The sequence below is a fragment of the Paraburkholderia dioscoreae genome (assembly GCF_902459535.1).
GTDB classification, from domain to species: Bacteria; Pseudomonadota; Gammaproteobacteria; order Burkholderiales; family Burkholderiaceae; genus Paraburkholderia; species Paraburkholderia dioscoreae.
On sequence record NZ_LR699553.1, the window covers coordinates 839,339 to 855,891 of the forward strand.

The following is a 16,553-nucleotide window of genomic DNA, read 5'->3' on the forward strand; positions in this document are numbered from 1 at the left end:
TCCTCACACTTTCTTGATCGAGGTCTTGCCGAACAGGCCGGCAGGTTTCAATGCGAGCACGATCAGCAGCAGTACGAGCCCGGGGACGTCTTTGTAGCCCGTGGAGAGATAGAAGCCGGTCGTCGTCTCCGCGATGCCGAGAATGACGCCGCCCACCACGATCCCCAAACCGCTCGACAGTCCGCCGATAATCGCCACCGCAAAAGCCTTGAGCCCGAGCACGGCGCCCATCGTCGCGCCGGTGAGCGTGAGCGGCGCGATCAGCACGCCGGCGAAAGCGGCGGTCAGTGAAGACAGCGCATACGAAAACGTGATCACGAGGCCGGTATTGATGCCCATCAGCGCCGCGGCGTCGCGGTCGTTCGCGGTAGCCACCACGGCTTTGCCGAAAATCGTCTTACGGTTGAAGAACTCGACTGCCAGCATCATGACGAGGGCGCCGCCGACCACCAGCAATTCCATCGGCAGCACATTGGCGCCGAATATTTTCAGCGGCGCTTCCGGCAGCGGGGAAGGGAAGCGCAGATCGTCGCGGCCCCAAAGGTTCTCCGCGACGTTCTTGAAGATAATGCCGAGCGCGATGGTCGACATGATCCAGCCGAATTCGGATTTGATCCTGATCGCGGGCCGTACCCCGATCCGTTCGACGAAGGCGCCTTGCAGCAGACCGAACACGCAGACGAGCGGAATCATCAGCCAGTAATTGACGCCGAGCGTGACGAGCGTGAGGCCGACCAGCGCGCCGAGCATCAGCGCGTCGCCCTGGCCGAAGTTCAGCGTGCCGGAGGTGGCGAACGTGAGTTGATAGCCGAATGCGATCACGGCGTAGATCATGCCGAGCGCAATGCCGCTATAGATGAGCTGTAGAAGAATGGCCATCGTCGGGCGCCCTGGAATTCACCGGATATGAAGCAAAGCCGCGCCCGCCTTCAGGCGGGTGCGGCTCCGTAACATGCTGCTGCGCTTATTTCGCGCTCAATTCGCGGAGCTTGCCTGCTTGGTGCGCAGCTGGCTGCCACCCTTGCGATCCGCTTCGTACGCATAGACCACGCGGCCGCCCTTGACTTCGCCGACCACCGGCACGTTGGGGCTGATCGCTTCGTGGTCGTCGTGCGTGAACGGCTTGTCGTAGACCATCACGACGCCTTCCACTTTCGTATTGAGGTTTTCGAGCGCGGCGCGCACTTTCGGGCCGTCGGTCGAGCCGGCCTGGGTGATCGCGGCGGCCAGCAGATAGATCGAGTCGTAGCCTTGCGCGGCGGAAACCGGGGAGTCGATGCGGTTGTTCTTCGGCTTGAACTCCTTCAGATACGCGTCGATGAAGGCTTTACGCTTGGGCGTGTTCGCTTCCTGAATGAACGTCTGCGGCATGCGCGCGCCTTCGCCGTTGGTGCTCGCGTTGTCGATGTAGTTCGCCATCGAGAGAGTCCAACTGCCGATCAGCGGCACTTTCCAGCCGAGCTTGGCCATGCCGTTGGCGATTTGAGCGAGTTCCGGTCCGATTCCGTACGTCAGCACCGCTTCCGCGCCGGCCTCTTTGGCCTTGAGCAGCTGCGCGGTCATGTCGACGTCCTTGATATTGAATTTCTCGACGGCGACAGGCTTCACGCCTTTGGCGGCAAGCGCCTTTTCGAGGTCTTCGCGGCCGAGTTGACCGTAGTTGGTCGAGTCGGCGAGGATCGCGACCTTCTTGAAACCGCGTTTGGTCACGGCTTCTTCGACGATCATGGGCGCCTGGATGCGGTCCGCGGCGGCATTGCGGAACACGTAATTGTCCGGCTGGTCGGTGAACTGCTTCGTCACGATGCTACCGGTCGCGACGTTGTTGAAGACGGGAATCTTCGCTTCCTGGAAGAAGCGCTGTGAGGCGAGTGCGACGCCGGTGTTGATGTAGCCGACCACCGCCACGACTTTTTCCTTGTTGATCAGCTCTTGCGCGATCTGCACGCCGCGTTCGTTTTTCGCTTCGTCGTCGCGTTCCACTAGCACGATCTGACGGCCCAGCACGCCGCCGGCCTTGTTGATTTCGGCGGTGGCGAGGCGTACGCCGTCGCGCATGCTCACGCCCATCGAAGACGAGCCGCCGGTGAAAGGTCCGTCAACGCCGATCTTGATCGGATCCGCCGCATAGCCGACATTGGCGAGCGCACAAAGCGCAAGCGCACCCACAACGCTTTTCAAGCGAATTCCCATGACTGTCTCCGTAGCATGTCTTTTCTTGCACGAAGCCTCGAATCAGGCCCGTACGCGCCGATTCGAACGTTCTTAGGAAGCCTGACCGTCAATCGGTGAGCCAGTATAGAAATCGTAAAGTGTTAGTAATATTCGGAATTACCCGCTTGGTGCAATCCCTCAATCGACGGCGGCGGCGCCCCTGCCCGGCGACGCCTTCGCGCCGCCGTCGACTTTGATTCAACTCACGCGAATCCTTGCGGATTGGTGGACTGCCAGCGCCAGTGATCCGCGCACATCCGTTCGATACCGAACTGCGCGCGCCAGCCGATGATCTTCTCGGCCGCGGCCGGGTCGGCGAAACACGAGGCGACGTCACCGGGGCGGCGTGCCACGATTTCATACGGCACCGGCCGTCCGGCGGCTTTCTCGAAGGCCTTGACCACGTCGATCACGCTGTAGCCCTGGCCCGTGCCGAGGTTCACCACGAAACTGGCGTCGCGCGTGACCAGCGCGTCGAGTGCGGCCAGATGCCCGCGCGCCAGATCGACGACGTGGATATAGTCGCGCACGCCGGTGCCGTCGGGCGTGTCGTAGTCGCCGCCGAACACGCGCAGCTTTTCGAGCTTGCCGACCGCGACCTGCGCGACATACGGCATCAGGTTGTTGGGAATGCCGGCGGGATCTTCGCCGATCAGACCGCTCTCATGCGCGCCGACCGGATTGAAGTAGCGCAGCGTGGCAATGCGCCACGACGGATCGGCCACTTCCAGATCGCGCAGCACCTGCTCGGCGATCAGCTTCGACTGGCCGTACGGATTGGTGGCCGACAGCGGGAACGACTCGTCGATCGGCGAACTCTTCGGCACGCCATAGACGGTCGCCGACGAACTGAACACGACCTGCTTGACGTTCCGGTCGCGCATCACGCCGAGCAAGCTCAGCAGGCTGCCGACGTTGTTGCTGTAATACTCGATCGGCTTGGCCACCGACTCGCCCACCGCCTTCAGCGCGGCAAAGTGAATCGCGCCCGTGATCGGGTGGGCGTCGAAAATACGGTTGAGCGCCGCTTCGTCGCGCGCGTCGGCTTCGTAGAAAGTCACCGCCTTGCCGGTGATTTTTTCCACGCGCCGCAGCGACTCGCGGTTGCTGTTCACGAGATTGTCGATTACCACGACGTCGTAACCGCCGTTCAGCAGTTCGACACAGGTGTGCGAGCCGATAAAGCCCGCGCCGCCCGTTACCAGAATCGTGCCCTTCGTGGTCATGCTGTTGCTCCGTTAAAGTAAAACGCCCGTCATTTTCTGCACCAGGTCCTTATACGTTTCGACGACCACGCGCTCGTCGAATTCCTCCGCGACTTTCTTCCGGCCGCGTTCAGCCATGGCCCGCCGCTCAGCGCCGCTCATGTCGAGCATGCGCGCCAGCGTGGCCGCGAGGCTTTCTGCATTGCGCACCTCGCACAGCAAGCCGTTGACGCCGTCCGCCACCACCTCGCGGCAGCCCGGCACGTCGGTCGTGACGATCGGCCGGCCCATTGCCGAGGCTTCCATCAGCGTGCGCGGCACGCCTTCGCGATACGACGGCAACACCACGCAATCCGCTTCGGCGATGAAAGGCCGCACGTCATGCGCCTCCCCAAGATACTCGATGATGCCTTCCTGCTCCCACGCCGCCACTTCTTCGCGCGTAATCGCACTGGGATTGTCGACACCCACCGGGCCGAGCAACTGGAACCGCGCATGCGGATAACGTTCGCGCAAACGCCGCGCGGCTTCGACATATTCGCCCACGCCCTTGTCCCACAGCAGCCGCCCGATCAGCACGAAGCGGTAATCGTCCCGCTCGGGCAACGGGGTGAAGGCGAACTGGTCGAGGTCCACGCCTTCGCCATGCAGCAACCTCGCGCGCTCAGGATGCACCAACAAATTCTGTTCGACAAACGCGGCCTGATCGTCGCGATTCAAAAACCATATTTCGCGCGGGAAACGGAAGGCGAAACGATACAGTTTTTTGGCCACCTGAGCGGCGCGGCTCTGCTGGATGAACACGTAGCCCAATCCGGTTGTGACCGCAACCGATTGCACGCCCGCCAGCCTGGCGGCGATCGATCCATAGATATTCGGCTTGATCGTGTAATGGAATACCACGTGCGGGCGAATCGTCCGGTATTGCCGGTAGAGCGCATACAGCGTGCGCAGGTCGTCGCGCGGATTGGTGCCTTTGGAGGCGACCGGCAATTCGATGCAGCGGCAGCCCATCGCGGCGAGCAGTTCGAACGTGCGGTCGCGCGGCGCAAGCACCGTCACGTCGACGCCGCGTCCGACCAGCATGCGGATCAGCCCTTGCCGGTAGGTATAGATTGCCCAGGCGGTGTTACAGACGAGTGTAATGCGCAACGCGGGCGTCGACTTCAGGGCAGGCTTCATGCGGGAACGAACTCGGCGGTGAATGGGGGTGGTGAATGATTTAGCGGCTCGCGCGCGGCGTGAGCAGGCTGCGCTTGATCCGTTGCAGCGCGCGGTAAGGCGTCACCAGATGCAGCAGATTTTTGGCGAGGCCTAACCAGTCGTACGGATTGACGACGTTGAAGTAGCGCAGTTGCAGCCGCAGCGTCGAGCTCACCTGGCGGCGCCGTTTAGTGGCGCTGATGCCGCCTTCGTTCAGTTCGTAGTAGAGCCCGAGCTCCGGCAGGTTCGCGCAGTCGTAGCGTTGCATCAGCCGCACGAACAGATCGAGATCCTCGGCGGAGCGGTACTCGGCGCGGTAGTTGCCGACCGCGCGCACGGCGTCGATGCGCAGCATCATCGAAGGATGCGCGAGGCATGAGCGAAAAAAGCGCAAGCGGCGGATCGCATCCGGTTCGGCGGGCGGCGTCAGCATGAAAAGCGGCTTGCCTTCGCGGGTGACGACCTGCGTCCACATGCCGAGGCCCGCCACGCGCGGATGCAATTCCATGAAGAGGCGTTGTTTGGCGAGCCGCTGCGGCACGCTGCGGTCGCCCGCGTCGATGCGCGCCGCATAGCGGAAGCCGCGCTGCGCAAGGGCGTCGATGCCGGTTTGTAACGCGCGTTCAATACCGCCATTCTGCGCCATGCGCAGCACTTCGATCTTCATGTTGGCGATGGCCGGCGCGACGATTGGCGGCGTGCTGCCGTCGTCGACGATCAGCACGTGCACCGGCGCGCTTTCGCTGAACGACGCGAGCGTGAGGTCGACGTCGGCCTGGCCGTTGTAGGCGGGTATCAGCACCGCGACGTCGTCGAGGGTCATGTGCGCGGTGGCGGGTGAGTTCGTCATGGGCGCAATTTGAAACGGATGTAATAAAGATTAACCGACGCCGCTGTCAGATAGCCGGCCGCGAGGCCCACCAGCGCGCCGTAAGCGCCGAGCCGCGGAATCGCCAGCAGATTGACCACGAATGCGACGGCCAGCGCGAGCAGCCACTTCGAGAGCAACACGAACCTGGCCTGATATTTCAGCACGATCAGATTGCCGATCGCCTCGATGCCGGCGGGCACGGAGAGCCACACGGCCCAGCGGAAAATCTCGATCGCGCCTTCGAACTGCGGCCCGAACACGCGGCGGATGATCAGGCCGGCCAGCAGATCCAGGATGATCGCGCCGCCCACCATCAGCGCCGCGGTCATGGCGGTGAGCCGCCACATGTTGCGGCGTAGCTGGGCGGCGTCCTGCACACGGTAGACGAAGGCGGGCGCGATGGTCTGCGCGAGCATCAGCGCGAGCGTGATCCAGTTTTCGTTCAACTGCTGGGCGGCGGAATAGCGCCCGAGGTCGGCGAACGAAATGGCCCGTTCGAGCATGAGCCGGTCCAGTTTCAGGAACAGGTACATACAGATCAGGCCGAGCCAGAACACGGTGCCCGCGCTCGCGAAATGCCTGAAGAGCGCCCGGTCGAGATGCCAGTCGAGCTTGCCGCCATGCCGGCCGATGTAGTAGATCACCAGCACGGCGCCAATCGCCGCCGATTCGAGCGCCCACAGCCAGCCGAAACGCGCGGGCGTGGCCGCCGCGCGCACGAGCAGATAGACCAGGGCGGCTTTCAGCACCGCGGTGCTCATGCTGGTCAGCAACTGCGGCTTGCTGTAGGTCAGGCTTTGCAGCCACGCGTTGATCACGCCGACGAACGGCTCGCGAAACAGCATGGTCACGGCGAGGCCGGCGAGCATGGCGCCGACCAGCGGCTCGAAGAAGTGCAGGGCGATGCCGAGCCATGTGAGCAGCAGGGCCGCGACCGACACCGAAATGCGCAGCGCGAAGGCGCTGCCGAGCACGGTGCCGAGTTGCGCCGGCGGCCGGTTGACGATGGTGGGCACGAGGATCTCCGCGCCGCATACCCAGGTGATGGGCGAGAGCACCAGCAGCAGCGTGTTGGCGTATTGCCATTTGCCGAAGACGTCCGGCCCGAAGTAGCGCGCCAGCATGCCGCTGATCGCGATCGCCACGCCGATCTGCGTGAGCCGCTCCAGCCCGAGCCACACGATATTCGTGAAGGCGCGCGTGACGTCCGGATTGGCGAAGCGCTTGAGCGTCAGCATCCGGTGGATGCCCGGCGGTCCGCTCGTGCCGCTTGTGCCGACGGCGCCGATAGCGCCGATAGCACGCGCGACCCGAACGCCCCGAGCGGCGCAGTGCGCACGTTTGCCCACCCAGCCGAGTGTATCGGCAACTTTACAATTGGAGGGCGTCTAAGCATTAGAATGGCGTTATAAGGCTGGTCCGAAAAGCGCAATTATAAGTTGGAACCGGATCGCTTCCGGCAAGGGCGCATCGCTGGGTTTTACCGATTCATCATCGGTGCGCCGGTCAAAAATTTCCATTGCACGCAAGTGAGCCAACATGATCTCCAAGTCTATTTTCAAGGCATATGACATTCGCGGTGTAATCGGCAAGACGCTCGACGCCGACGCAGCGCGTTCAATCGGCCGCGCGTTCGGCAGCGAGGTGCGAGCGCAAGGCGGCGACGCCGTGGTGGTCGCACGCGACGGCCGCCTCTCCGGTCCCGAGCTGATCCAGGCACTGTCGGACGGTCTGCGCGCGGCCGGTGTCGACGTGGTCAACGTGGGCATGGTGCCCACCCCGGTCGGCTATTTCGCGGCCAGCGTGCCATTGAAGCTCGAAGGCGGCGAGCGCCGCGTCGATTCGTGCATCGTCGTGACGGGTAGTCATAATCCGCCGGACTACAACGGCTTCAAGATGGTCCTGCGCGGCGCGGCCATTTACGGCGAGCAGATTCTCGCGCTGCATCAGCGCATCGTCGACGAGAACTTCTCTGAAGGCAGCGGCACGTACACCGAGTACGACATTGCCGACGCCTATCTCGATCGCATCGCGAGCGACATCAAGCTCGCGCGCCCCATCAAGATCGTGGTCGACACCGGCAACGGCGTGGCCGGCGGCCTCGCCCCCAAGCTGTTCAAAAAGCTCGGCTGTGAACTGGTCGAACTGTTCACCGAGATCGACGGCAACTTTCCGAACCATCACCCGGACCCGGCTCATCCGGAAAACCTGCAGGACGTGATCCGCGCGCTGAAGGAAACGGACGCCGAAATCGGCTTCGCTTTCGACGGCGACGGCGACCGCCTGGGCGTAGTCACCAAAGACGGCCAGATCATCTATCCGGACCGCCAGCTCATGCTGTTCGCGGAAGAAGTGCTGTCGCGCAACAAGGGCGCGCAGATCATTTACGACGTGAAGTGCACGCGCAATCTCGCCAAGTGGGTGAAGGACAAGGGCGGCGAGCCGCTCATGTGGAAGACCGGCCACTCGCTCGTCAAGGCCAAGCTGCGCGAAACCGGCGCACCGCTCGCCGGCGAAATGAGCGGCCACGTGTTCTTCAAGGACCGCTGGTACGGTTTCGACGACGGCCTGTACACGGGCGCGCGTCTGCTCGAAATCCTTACGCGCGTGGCGGATCCGAGCAAGCTGCTGAACTCGCTGCCGAACTCGAACTCCACGCCTGAACTGCAACTGAAGCTCGAAGAAGGCGAGAACTTCGAACTGATCGCGCGCCTGCAGCAGAACGCAAAGTTCACCGGCGCGGACGACGTCGTGAAGATCGACGGCCTGCGTGTCGAATATCCGGACGGCTTCGGTCTCGCGCGTTCGTCGAACACCACGCCGGTGGTCGTGATGCGTTTCGAAGCCGATAACGACGCGGCGCTCAAGCGCATCCAGGAAGACTTCCGCCGCGTGATCCTCGCGGAGAAGGCTGACGCGAAGCTGCCGTTCTGAACGCTGAAGCGGCGGCGCGGTTCGGTTTGAACCGCGGTCCGCCGTCGAACGCGGCGCGGGTTTCTTTTACCGCGCCGCGTTTTTTCATGCGATTCACATGCAACGCGCTAGAATTGCCGTCCCCCTGAGAAAACGCCGGGCCGCCCCAGGTTTTTCTCGTCCCTTGCCCGGGGGCCTGGCGTGAAACGACAGGTTCGGGGCTCTCTCAACGCATCTTCGGGCCGGACAGCCGGTTTTCCCACTCTTGAGCGTGCAAAAGATATTGATCGTGAGGGTGTCGTCGTTGGGCGACGTCGTTCACAACATGCCGGTGATCGCCGACATCCGACGCCGTCATCCCGAGGCTCAGATCGACTGGCTCGTCGAAGAGAGCTTCGTGGGGCTGGTGCAACTCGTGAGCGGCGTGCGCCGGGCGATTCCCGTGTCCCTGCGGCGCTGGCGCAAGCGCATTCTGTCGCTGGACAACTGGCGCGAGATCGGCGCATTCCGCCGCGCGCTCGCCGCCGAAAACTACGATCTCGTGATCGACTGCCAGGGGCTCATCAAGACCGCATGGGTCGCGAGCATGGCGCGCGGGCCGCTGGTCGGCCTCGCGAACCGTACCGACGGCGCGGGCTTCGAATGGCCGGTGCGCTTCTTTTACGACAAGCGCGTGCCGATCGAGCCGCGCACCCACGTGGTGGAACGCACGCGCCAACTGGTGGCCGCGGCGCTGAACGACCCGCCGCCGCAACCCACCGACCACATCGACTTCGGCATCGACACCGGGCGGGCCGCGCTGGCTTTGTCCGAGGCGAATCTGAACCTGCCGGTGCCGTATGTGGTGTTCGTGCACGCCACCTCGCGCGCCGACAAGCAGTGGCCGGACACCGCGTGGATCGAGTTGGGGCAGTCATTGGTGCGGCGCGGCGCGTCGATCGTGCTGCCGTGGGGCAGTGAGGCGGAACGCGCCACCAGCGAGCGGCTCGCCAAGGAATTCGGCGCGGCGGCCATCGTGCCGCCGAAGCTCTCGTTGCCGGCCGTGGTCGGGCTGATCGAAGGCGCGGCCGCGACCGTCGGAGTTGACACAGGTCTGGTTCACATCGCCGCGGCGCTGAAGCGCCCGACCATCGAGTTGTACAATTTCGCCACCGCGTGGCGTACCGGCGGCTACTGGTCGCCGAACGTCGTCAATCTCGGCACGGCCGGACAGCCGCCCACGCTGCAACAGGTGAAGTCGGCACTCGCGGGCTTCGGCCTGCTGTGACACGTCCGGGGCGCTTCGCCTTGCGCTCCAACCGTTTTCAAGGGCGACCATGAACGAAACCCAGATCATCGAAGTAGCGAACGCCGACTGGCACGGGCGCAACCTGTCCGTGCCGCGCGAGACGCTGCTCGCCGGCGTCGAACGCGGCAAAGTGCTGTATTTCCCGAATCTGCGCTTCCCGATCGAAGGCGGCGAACAGGCGCTGCTCGACCCCGCGCTCGCCGATCCGAATCGCAAGAACATCAGCCTCGAACCGAATGGCGGCGCGTTGCACGGCGTGGCCGGCGACGCCGTCACGCAAACCGCGGTACGCGCGTTGATCGCGCGTTATCAGGCCAACGCGCGCACGCTGGTCGACGGGCTTTTTCCCGAATACAACGGCCGGCTGCGTGTGGCGCCGACCAGCCTGCGGCTGCATCAGGTGGAAACGCGCGAGACCTCGTGGCGCAAAGACGATAGCCGCCTGCACGTGGACGCCTTTCCTTCGCGCCCGAACTACGGCGAGCGCATTCTGCGCGTATTCACCAACGTCAATCCGCATGGCGCGCCGCGCGTGTGGCGTGTCGGCGAACCGTTCGAGGACATGGCCAAACGCTTCCTGCCGCGCATCAAGCCGCAAATGCCGGGCTCGGCCTGGCTGCTGAACCTGCTGCACGTGACCAAATCGCCGCGCAGCGAATACGATCATCTGATGCTGCATCTGCACGACGGCATGAAGGCCGACCTCGACTACCAGAAGTCGAGTCCGCAGGAGACCATACCGTTTCCGCCCGGCAGTGTCTGGGTGTGTTTCTCGGATCAGACCTCGCACGCGGTGATGTCCGGCCAGTTCATGCTGGAGCAGACCTTTTTCCTGCCGGTCAAGGCGATGGTGCAGCCCGAATGCGCGCCGCTCGGGATTCTCGAACGCCTCAAGGGCAGGGCGCTGGTTTGAGCGCCGCAGGCCGTTTTGCGGTTTCGTTCGGCGCGTCGGCTTCTCCGTTCAGGCACGCGGAGTGCCGATGCTGAGGATCGTCTATCACGCGCTCTGGTGGATCATCGCGCCGCTGGCCGTCCTGCGCCTCATGATCCGCTCGCGCAAAGAGCGCGGCTATCGCGAGCATATCGGCGAGCGTTTCGGATACTCGCGCGGCCGGCTGCCCGAAGACAACGCGCCGCTGATCTGGGTGCACGCGGTGTCGGTGGGGGAGACGCGCGCCGCGCAACCGCTGATCGAAGCGTTGATGAAGGCGCGTCCCGACGCACGCATTCTGTTGACCCACATGACGCCGAGCGGGCGCGCCACCGGCGAGCAGATTTTCGGCGACCGTGTTTTGCGCAGCTATCTGCCGTACGACATGCCGCATGCGGTGCGGCGGTTTTTGCGGGCATGGCGGCCATCGCTCGGTCTGGTGATGGAAACCGAAGTGTGGCCGACGCTGATCGACGAATGCCGTCGCGCGGACGTGCCGCTGGTGCTGACCAATGCGCGGATGTCGGCGCGCTCGTATAAGCGTGCGGCGAAGTTCGGCAGTGCGACCAAAGACGTGTTCGGCGGCTTTGCGCGCGTGCTGGCGCAGAGTCCGTCGGATGCCGAGCGGCTGACCGCGCTCGGCGCGCGCAACGCGGCGGTGCTCGGCAATCTGAAATTCGACATGACCACGTCGCCGGAACTGGCCGCGCGCGGGCATGCGTGGCGCGCGGCGATCGGTACGCGTCCGGTATGGGTCGCGGCCAGCACGCGCGAGGGCGAAGAGGAACTGGTGCTGCAGGCGTTCGCGGCGCTCGGCATCGACGACGCGCTGCTGATTCTGGTGCCGCGTCACCCGCAACGTTTCAACGAAGTCGCGGGGCTGGTCGAGAAAGCCGGGCTGCGGCTCGAGCGGCGTTCGGCCTGGGCGCCGGACGCGAAGGTGGCGTCGGCGGCGGCGACCGCGAGTGGCGGTTTGCCGGCTTTGCCTGGGGGCGTGAACGTGCTGCTGGGCGATTCAATGGGCGAGTTGGGCGCTTACTATGCGGCTTCGGATCTGGCGTTCATCGGCGGCAGTTTGCTGCCGTTGGGCGGGCAGAATCTGATCGAAGCGTGCGCGGTCGGTGTGCCGGTGCTGATCGGACCGCACGTGTTCAACTTCACGCAGGCCACCGCGGATGCCGTGGCGGCGGGCGCCGCGGTTCAGGTGCAGGATCCGGCCGATCTGGCGCAGGCATTGCGCGAATTGTTCGGCGACAAGGCCAGAAGGCTGGCCATGAGCGGCGCGGCTTCGGCGTTCGCCGCGCGTCACCGCGGCGCGACCGCGCGAACCGTGGATGTGTTGATGGCGTTGTTGCCGGAGGTGGAGTGAGGGCGGGGTGCAAAAGGCGTCATTGCACCCGGGCCTCAAACCTTCAACAACCCCTTCTTCTCGATAAACTTCACCACCACGTCCAACCCGTCGAGCGCCTTCAGATTGCACATCACGAAGGGCCGCTCGCCGCGCATCTTCTTCGCGTCCGACGCCATCACGTCGAGATTCGCACCGACCATTGGAGCCAGGTCCGTCTTGTTGATCACCAGCAGATCGGACTTCGTAATGCCGGGGCCGCCCTTGCGCGGAATCTTCTCGCCACCCGCCACGTCGATCACGTAGATCGTCAGGTCCGACAGTTCCGGACTGAATGTCGCCGCGAGGTTGTCGCCGCCCGATTCGATGAACACGATATCCGCGTCCGGAAAACGCGTGAGCATACGGTCGACGGCTTCGAGGTTGATCGACGCGTCCTCGCGGATCGCCGTGTGCGGACAGCCGCCCGTTTCGACGCCCATGATCCGTTCGGCCGGCAACGCGCCCGCCACCGTCAGCAGCCGCTGGTCTTCTTTCGTATAGATGTCGTTGGTAATGGCGACGAGGTCGTACTGTTCGCGCATCGCCTTGCACAGCATTTCGAGCAGCGTGGTCTTGCCCGAACCGACCGGGCCGCCGACGCCCACGCGCAGCGGCGGCAGCTTTTTCGTGCGGACGGTTGAGTGGGCGGGATGATGAGGTGCGTTCATGATGGATCGTGTTATGAGCGAAAGAGCCGCGAATACTGCGACTCGTGGCGCGCCGACAGAATGCCGAGTTGCGGCGCGAAGGTGTTGATGTTTTCCGGCGATGTAGCGAGAGCCCGCGTTACCGCGGCGTCGATCGGCTCGCGCAGCGCGACGATGATGCGTTGACCGGCGAGTTGTCCCAGCGGCACGGCCTTGAGCGCGGCGGCCGCCTGGTTTTCCACCCAGCTGAAGGCGTAGGCGGCGAGGGTGGCGTCGACGGCTGCGGCGTGGGCGTAGGCGGCGAACGCAAACGCGGTGGGTTGAGCGAGCGGCGTTATCGAGGCGAGCGTTGCGCGCCGGTCGGCATCGCCCCATTCGAGCGATACGCACAATTGCCGCAACGACCAGCCCATCTGCTCGGTTTCGCGGCGCAATTCCGCGGATTCACGGCTTGCCAGGAATTCGCTGTTGGCAACGCGCAAGCCCTCCGCGTCATGCGTGCGCCAGCGTTCCATCTGATGCGCGAGGAATGGCAGTTCGCCGTGCGCGAGCACGTCGGTCAAGCCGCTGGCAATCCACTCGCGGGCGGAATCGGCATCGGTGATCAGTTGCGCTTCGATCGCAGCTTCGAGACCCTGCGAGTAGCTGAATGCGCCGATCGGCAGCGCCGGCGACGCAAGGTGCAGCAGCGCCGTCAGTTCAGCGATGCGCATGATGGTGGTGATGCCCGTGGCCGCACGATTCGTCGTGGACGTGATCGCCGTGGTCGTGGTCATGCCCGTGCGAATGCTCCTGCGCCGCGTGACTATGTCCATGCTCATGCTCATGGTCATGCGAATGCCCATGATGCTCGCCGAACACCTGCTGCGCTAACGCATAGTCTTCGGCGAAGGTTTCGTCGTGACCGTGCTTATGCCCGCCGCCATACGCGCCCGATTCCGGTTGAAACGGCATCGAGACCTGATCGACCGTCGCGCCGATGCGCTTGAGCATATCGGCCAGCACCGGATCGAATTCGAGCTTCAGATAATCGGCGCCGACTTCCACCGGCGTGTGGCGATTGCCGAGGTGATAGGCGGCGCGAGTCAACGTCAACGCATCTTTCGCGCGCACGTAGAGCACCGCTTCCGGCGCGGCGACCACCCGCACGAGTCCGCCGTCGTCCGCGACCAGCACGTCGCCGTCGCGCAGCACGGTGCCGCGCGGCAATAGCAGCGCGACGTCTTCGCCGCTGTCGAGCGTGGCCGCGAGCCGGCTCTTGCGCCGGTCGTCGAACGCCAGCGTCAAGGTCGGTGCGCGCTTTACCAGCACGGGCGCGAGCTTCAGATGCGGTGCAATCAGTTTGTCGATGGTGCGCATGGTCAGAACAGGAAGTAGCGTTGCGCCATCGGCAGCACGGTGGCCGGTTCGCAGGTCAGCAACTGACCGTCGGCAATCACCTGATAGGTTTCCGGATCGACGCTGATCGCCGGACGCCACGCGTTGTGGATCATGTCTGCCTTCGAGATGTTGCGGCAGTTCCTGACCGCCACGATACGCTTGTTCAGGCCGTAGCGTTCGGCGACGCCCGCATCGGCGGCCATCTGCGAGACGAAGGTGAGCGACGTGCGGCCCAATGCGCCGCCGCGTGTCGCGAACATCTCGCGATAGTGCACCGGCTGCGGTGTGGGGATCGATGCGTTGGGGTCGCCCATCTGCGCCATCGCGATCATGCCGCCCTTCAGGATCAGCGACGGTTTGATGCCGAAGAACGCCGGCTCCCAGAACACCAGATCGGCCCACTTGCCCGGCTCGATCGAACCGACCTCATGCGCGATACCGTGCGTGATCGCCGGATTGATCGTGTACTTGGCGACATAGCGCTTCGCACGGAAGTTGTCGTGCCGCGCGTTGTCTTCGGGCAGCGCGCCGCGTTGTACCTTCATCTTGTGCGCGGTCTGCCACGTGCGGATGATCACTTCGCCCACACGTCCCATCGCCTGCGAATCCGACGACAGCATCGATAGCGCGCCGAGGTCGTGCAGGATGTCTTCGGCGGCGATGGTTTCGCGGCGAATGCGCGATTCGGCGAACGCAATGTCTTCCGCAATCGACGGATCCAGGTGGTGGCACACCATCAGCATGTCGAGATGTTCTTCGAGCGTGTTGACGGTGTACGGGCGCGTCGGATTGGTCGACGAGGGCAGCACGTTCGCCTCGCCGCACACCTTGATGATGTCCGGTGCGTGGCCGCCGCCCGCGCCTTCCGTGTGATACGTGTGGATCGTGCGGCCCTTGAACGCGGCCACGGTCGTTTCGACGAAACCCGCTTCGTTGAGCGTGTCCGTGTGGATCGCGACCTGGGTGTCGGTATCGTCGGCAACGGAAAGGCAGTTGTCGATCGCGGCCGGTGTCGTGCCCCAGTCCTCATGCAGCTTGAGGCCGATCGCGCCTGCGGCGATCTGCTCCAGCGCCGGTTGCGGCTGGCTCACGTTGCCTTTGCCGAGAAAGCCGAGATTCATCGGATAGCCGTCGGCCGCTTGCAGCATGCGTTCGAGATGCCACGGACCGGGCGTGCAGGTGGTCGCGTTCGTGCCCGTGGCAGGACCGGTGCCACCGCCGAGCATCGTGGTCACGCCGCTCGCAAGCGCTTCTTCGATCTGCTGTGGGCTGATGAAGTGAATGTGCGTATCGATGCCGCCCGCCGTGACGATCAGGCCTTCGCCCGCGATCACTTCGGTGGAGGCGCCGATCGCGATCGTCACGTTCGGCTGGATGTCGGGATTGCCCGCTTTGCCGATTGCGGCGATACGGCCGTTCTTGATGCCGATATCGGCCTTGACGATGCCCCAGTGATCGAGGATCACGGCATTCGTCACGACGGTATCGACCACGTCGGCATGCACGCGTTGCGACTGACCCATACCGTCGCGAATCACTTTGCCGCCGCCGAATTTCACTTCTTCGCCGTAGGTGGTGAAGTCGCGCTCGACTTCGATCAGCAATTCGGTGTCGGCGAGGCGCACGCGGTCGCCGGTGGTGGGGCCGAACATTTCCGCGTATGCGCGGCGGCCAATGCGTAAGGTCATGGTGTGGATCCGGAAATGAACAGGGCGATCTGGGCGCGTGCGGAGACGGAGAGGCGCCTCACAGTTTGCCCATCACCTTGCCGTTGAAGCCGTAGACGACGCGCTCGCCCGCCAGTGCGACCAGCTCGACGGTGCGTTCCTGACCGGGCTCGAAGCGCACGGCGGTGCCCGCCGCGATGTTCAGCCGGAAGCCGCGCGCGGCGGCGCGATCGAACGCGAGGGCGTCGTTCACTTCGTAGAAGTGGTAGTGCGAGCCAATCTGCACCGGCCGGTCGCCGGTGTTCGACACGACCACCGTCACGGTGGCGCGGCCTGCGTTGAGCTCGTGTTCGCCGTCGTCGATGAGGAGTTCGCCGGGAATCATCTGGGCCTGCCTTATGGTGTTTTCTGCGATTTCTGTGATCAGGGAATCGGATGGTGAACCGTAACGAGCTTGGTGCCGTCGGGGAAGGTGGCTTCGACCTGGATATCGGGAATCATCTCCGGCACGCCTTCCATGACGTCGTCGCGGGTGAGCAGCGTGGTGCCGTAGTGCATCACCTCGGCGACGGTCTTGCCGTCGCGGGCCGCTTCCATCAGCGCGGCGGTGATGAAGGCGATCGCTTCCGGGTAGTTCAGTTTGAGGCCGCGCGCGCGGCGCCGTTCGGCAAGCAGCGCGGCGGTGAAGATCAGCAGCTTGTCCTTCTCGCGAGGTGTCAGCTTCATCGAATGTGTGCGTAGGGTTGCGACGGTCGTTGCGGCGGTCCCGTGCGGGACCGGCTGCGACAATGATAGGCGCTGCGCGTCATGGCCGCGATCGCGTGCTACGCACGGGATGAGTCCA

Annotated in this window: 16 protein-coding genes; 4 read left to right on the forward strand and 12 right to left on the reverse strand. The window is 64.2% G+C overall.

What is annotated here, in order from left to right; genetic code table 11:
- Positions 1 to 3 precede the first annotated feature (3 nt).
- From PDMSB3_RS03790 to PDMSB3_RS03815, 6 genes are all read right to left on the reverse strand, one after another.
- A complete protein-coding gene (locus tag PDMSB3_RS03790; protein ID WP_007176005.1) occupies positions 4 to 879 on the reverse strand; it encodes a branched-chain amino acid ABC transporter permease in 876 nt (291 codons plus the stop codon).
- A 96-nt stretch (positions 880 to 975) separates the two neighbouring features.
- Positions 976 to 2,193 (reverse strand): ABC transporter substrate-binding protein, encoded by a 1,218-nt coding sequence (locus PDMSB3_RS03795; RefSeq protein ID WP_165184815.1) that lies wholly within the window; start codon positions 2,191 to 2,193, stop codon positions 976 to 978.
- 224 nt (positions 2,194 to 2,417) lie between these two features.
- Positions 2,418 to 3,440, reverse strand: a complete 1,023-nt coding sequence (galE, locus tag PDMSB3_RS03800) for a UDP-glucose 4-epimerase GalE (RefSeq protein WP_165184818.1) — start codon at positions 3,438 to 3,440, stop codon at positions 2,418 to 2,420.
- 12 nt (positions 3,441 to 3,452) lie between these two features.
- Positions 3,453 to 4,601 carry a glycosyltransferase family 4 protein gene (locus PDMSB3_RS03805; RefSeq protein WP_165184821.1) on the reverse strand — a complete coding sequence of 383 codons (1,149 nt, stop codon included), beginning with the start codon at positions 4,599 to 4,601 and terminating at the stop codon, positions 3,453 to 3,455.
- 40 nt (positions 4,602 to 4,641) lie between these two features.
- Positions 4,642 to 5,472 (reverse strand): glycosyltransferase, encoded by an 831-nt coding sequence (locus PDMSB3_RS03810; protein WP_165184824.1) that lies wholly within the window; start codon positions 5,470 to 5,472, stop codon positions 4,642 to 4,644.
- Positions 5,469 to 6,731 (reverse strand): oligosaccharide flippase family protein, encoded by a 1,263-nt coding sequence (locus tag PDMSB3_RS03815; RefSeq protein ID WP_165184827.1) that lies wholly within the window; start codon positions 6,729 to 6,731, stop codon positions 5,469 to 5,471. The genes PDMSB3_RS03810 and PDMSB3_RS03815 overlap by 4 nt, the downstream gene beginning before the upstream one ends.
- Positions 6,732 to 7,032: 301 nt before the next feature.
- Here PDMSB3_RS03815 and PDMSB3_RS03820 point away from each other — a divergent pair, with 301 nt between their 5' ends.
- The 4 genes from PDMSB3_RS03820 (at position 7,033) to waaA (ending at position 11,994) form a co-directional block, all read left to right on the forward strand.
- Positions 7,033 to 8,427, forward strand: coding sequence for a phosphomannomutase/phosphoglucomutase (locus tag PDMSB3_RS03820; protein ID WP_165184830.1), 1,395 nt, complete (start codon positions 7,033 to 7,035; stop codon positions 8,425 to 8,427).
- A gap of 244 nt (positions 8,428 to 8,671) precedes the next feature.
- On the forward strand, positions 8,672 to 9,673 hold the full coding sequence (gene waaC / locus PDMSB3_RS03825; RefSeq protein ID WP_165184833.1) for a lipopolysaccharide heptosyltransferase I: 1,002 nt from the start codon (positions 8,672 to 8,674) through the stop codon (positions 9,671 to 9,673).
- A 49-nt stretch (positions 9,674 to 9,722) separates the two neighbouring features.
- On the forward strand, positions 9,723 to 10,607 hold the full coding sequence (locus tag PDMSB3_RS03830) for a Kdo hydroxylase family protein (RefSeq protein ID WP_165184836.1): 885 nt from the start codon (positions 9,723 to 9,725) through the stop codon (positions 10,605 to 10,607).
- Positions 10,608 to 10,674: 67 nt separating this feature from the next.
- Positions 10,675 to 11,994 carry a lipid IV(A) 3-deoxy-D-manno-octulosonic acid transferase gene (gene waaA / locus PDMSB3_RS03835; protein ID WP_165184839.1) on the forward strand — a complete coding sequence of 440 codons (1,320 nt, stop codon included), beginning with the start codon at positions 10,675 to 10,677 and terminating at the stop codon, positions 11,992 to 11,994.
- 35 nt (positions 11,995 to 12,029) lie between these two features.
- Here the strand turns inward: waaA and ureG are convergent, their stop codons facing one another.
- Genes ureG through ureA form a run of 6 tightly spaced genes read right to left on the reverse strand, consistent with a single transcriptional unit; the run spans position 12,030 to position 16,435 of the window.
- Positions 12,030 to 12,683, reverse strand: a complete 654-nt coding sequence (ureG, locus tag PDMSB3_RS03840; protein ID WP_165184842.1) for an urease accessory protein UreG — start codon at positions 12,681 to 12,683, stop codon at positions 12,030 to 12,032.
- Between the two features lie 11 nt (positions 12,684 to 12,694).
- Positions 12,695 to 13,375: an urease accessory protein UreF gene (locus tag PDMSB3_RS03845; protein ID WP_165187348.1), complete on the reverse strand. Its 681-nt coding sequence runs from the start codon at positions 13,373 to 13,375 to the stop codon at positions 12,695 to 12,697.
- Complete coding sequence (gene ureE / locus PDMSB3_RS03850) at positions 13,362 to 14,021, reverse strand: urease accessory protein UreE (protein WP_165184845.1); 660 nt, start codon at positions 14,019 to 14,021, stop codon at positions 13,362 to 13,364. The genes PDMSB3_RS03845 and ureE overlap by 14 nt, the downstream gene beginning before the upstream one ends.
- A gap of 2 nt (positions 14,022 to 14,023) precedes the next feature.
- On the reverse strand, positions 14,024 to 15,730 hold the full coding sequence (gene ureC, locus PDMSB3_RS03855; RefSeq protein WP_165184848.1) for an urease subunit alpha: 1,707 nt from the start codon (positions 15,728 to 15,730) through the stop codon (positions 14,024 to 14,026).
- Between the two features lie 58 nt (positions 15,731 to 15,788).
- Positions 15,789 to 16,094: an urease subunit beta gene (locus tag PDMSB3_RS03860; RefSeq protein ID WP_165184851.1), complete on the reverse strand. Its 306-nt coding sequence runs from the start codon at positions 16,092 to 16,094 to the stop codon at positions 15,789 to 15,791.
- A gap of 38 nt (positions 16,095 to 16,132) precedes the next feature.
- Positions 16,133 to 16,435 (reverse strand): urease subunit gamma, encoded by a 303-nt coding sequence (gene ureA / locus PDMSB3_RS03865; RefSeq protein ID WP_011487082.1) that lies wholly within the window; start codon positions 16,433 to 16,435, stop codon positions 16,133 to 16,135.
- Between the last annotated feature and the right edge of the window lie 118 nt (positions 16,436 to 16,553).

Bases quoted from the DNA above. Each gene is read 5' to 3' on its own strand.
- PDMSB3_RS03790 (WP_007176005.1), bottom strand. From the start codon at position 879: ATGGCCATTCTTCTACAGCTCATCTATAGCGGCATTGCGCTCGGCATG.
- PDMSB3_RS03795 (WP_165184815.1), bottom strand. From the start codon at position 2,193: ATGGGAATTCGCTTGAAAAGCGTTGTGGGTGCGCTTGCGCTTTGTGCG.
- galE (WP_165184818.1), bottom strand. From the start codon at position 3,440: ATGACCACGAAGGGCACGATTCTGGTAACGGGCGGCGCGGGCTTTATC.
- PDMSB3_RS03805 (WP_165184821.1), bottom strand. From the start codon at position 4,601: ATGAAGCCTGCCCTGAAGTCGACGCCCGCGTTGCGCATTACACTCGTC.
- PDMSB3_RS03810 (WP_165184824.1), bottom strand. From the start codon at position 5,472: ATGACGAACTCACCCGCCACCGCGCACATGACCCTCGACGACGTCGCG.
- PDMSB3_RS03815 (WP_165184827.1), bottom strand. From the start codon at position 6,731: ATGCTGACGCTCAAGCGCTTCGCCAATCCGGACGTCACGCGCGCCTTC.
- PDMSB3_RS03820 (WP_165184830.1), top strand. From the start codon at position 7,033: ATGATCTCCAAGTCTATTTTCAAGGCATATGACATTCGCGGTGTAATC.
- PDMSB3_RS03830 (WP_165184836.1), top strand. From the start codon at position 9,723: ATGAACGAAACCCAGATCATCGAAGTAGCGAACGCCGACTGGCACGGG.
- waaA (WP_165184839.1), top strand. From the start codon at position 10,675: ATGCTGAGGATCGTCTATCACGCGCTCTGGTGGATCATCGCGCCGCTG.
- ureG (WP_165184842.1), bottom strand. From the start codon at position 12,683: ATGAACGCACCTCATCATCCCGCCCACTCAACCGTCCGCACGAAAAAG.
- PDMSB3_RS03845 (WP_165187348.1), bottom strand. From the start codon at position 13,375: ATGCGCATCGCTGAACTGACGGCGCTGCTGCACCTTGCGTCGCCGGCG.
- ureE (WP_165184845.1), bottom strand. From the start codon at position 14,021: ATGCGCACCATCGACAAACTGATTGCACCGCATCTGAAGCTCGCGCCC.
- ureC (WP_165184848.1), bottom strand. From the start codon at position 15,730: ATGACCTTACGCATTGGCCGCCGCGCATACGCGGAAATGTTCGGCCCC.
- PDMSB3_RS03860 (WP_165184851.1), bottom strand. From the start codon at position 16,094: ATGATTCCCGGCGAACTCCTCATCGACGACGGCGAACACGAGCTCAAC.
- ureA (WP_011487082.1), bottom strand. From the start codon at position 16,435: ATGAAGCTGACACCTCGCGAGAAGGACAAGCTGCTGATCTTCACCGCC.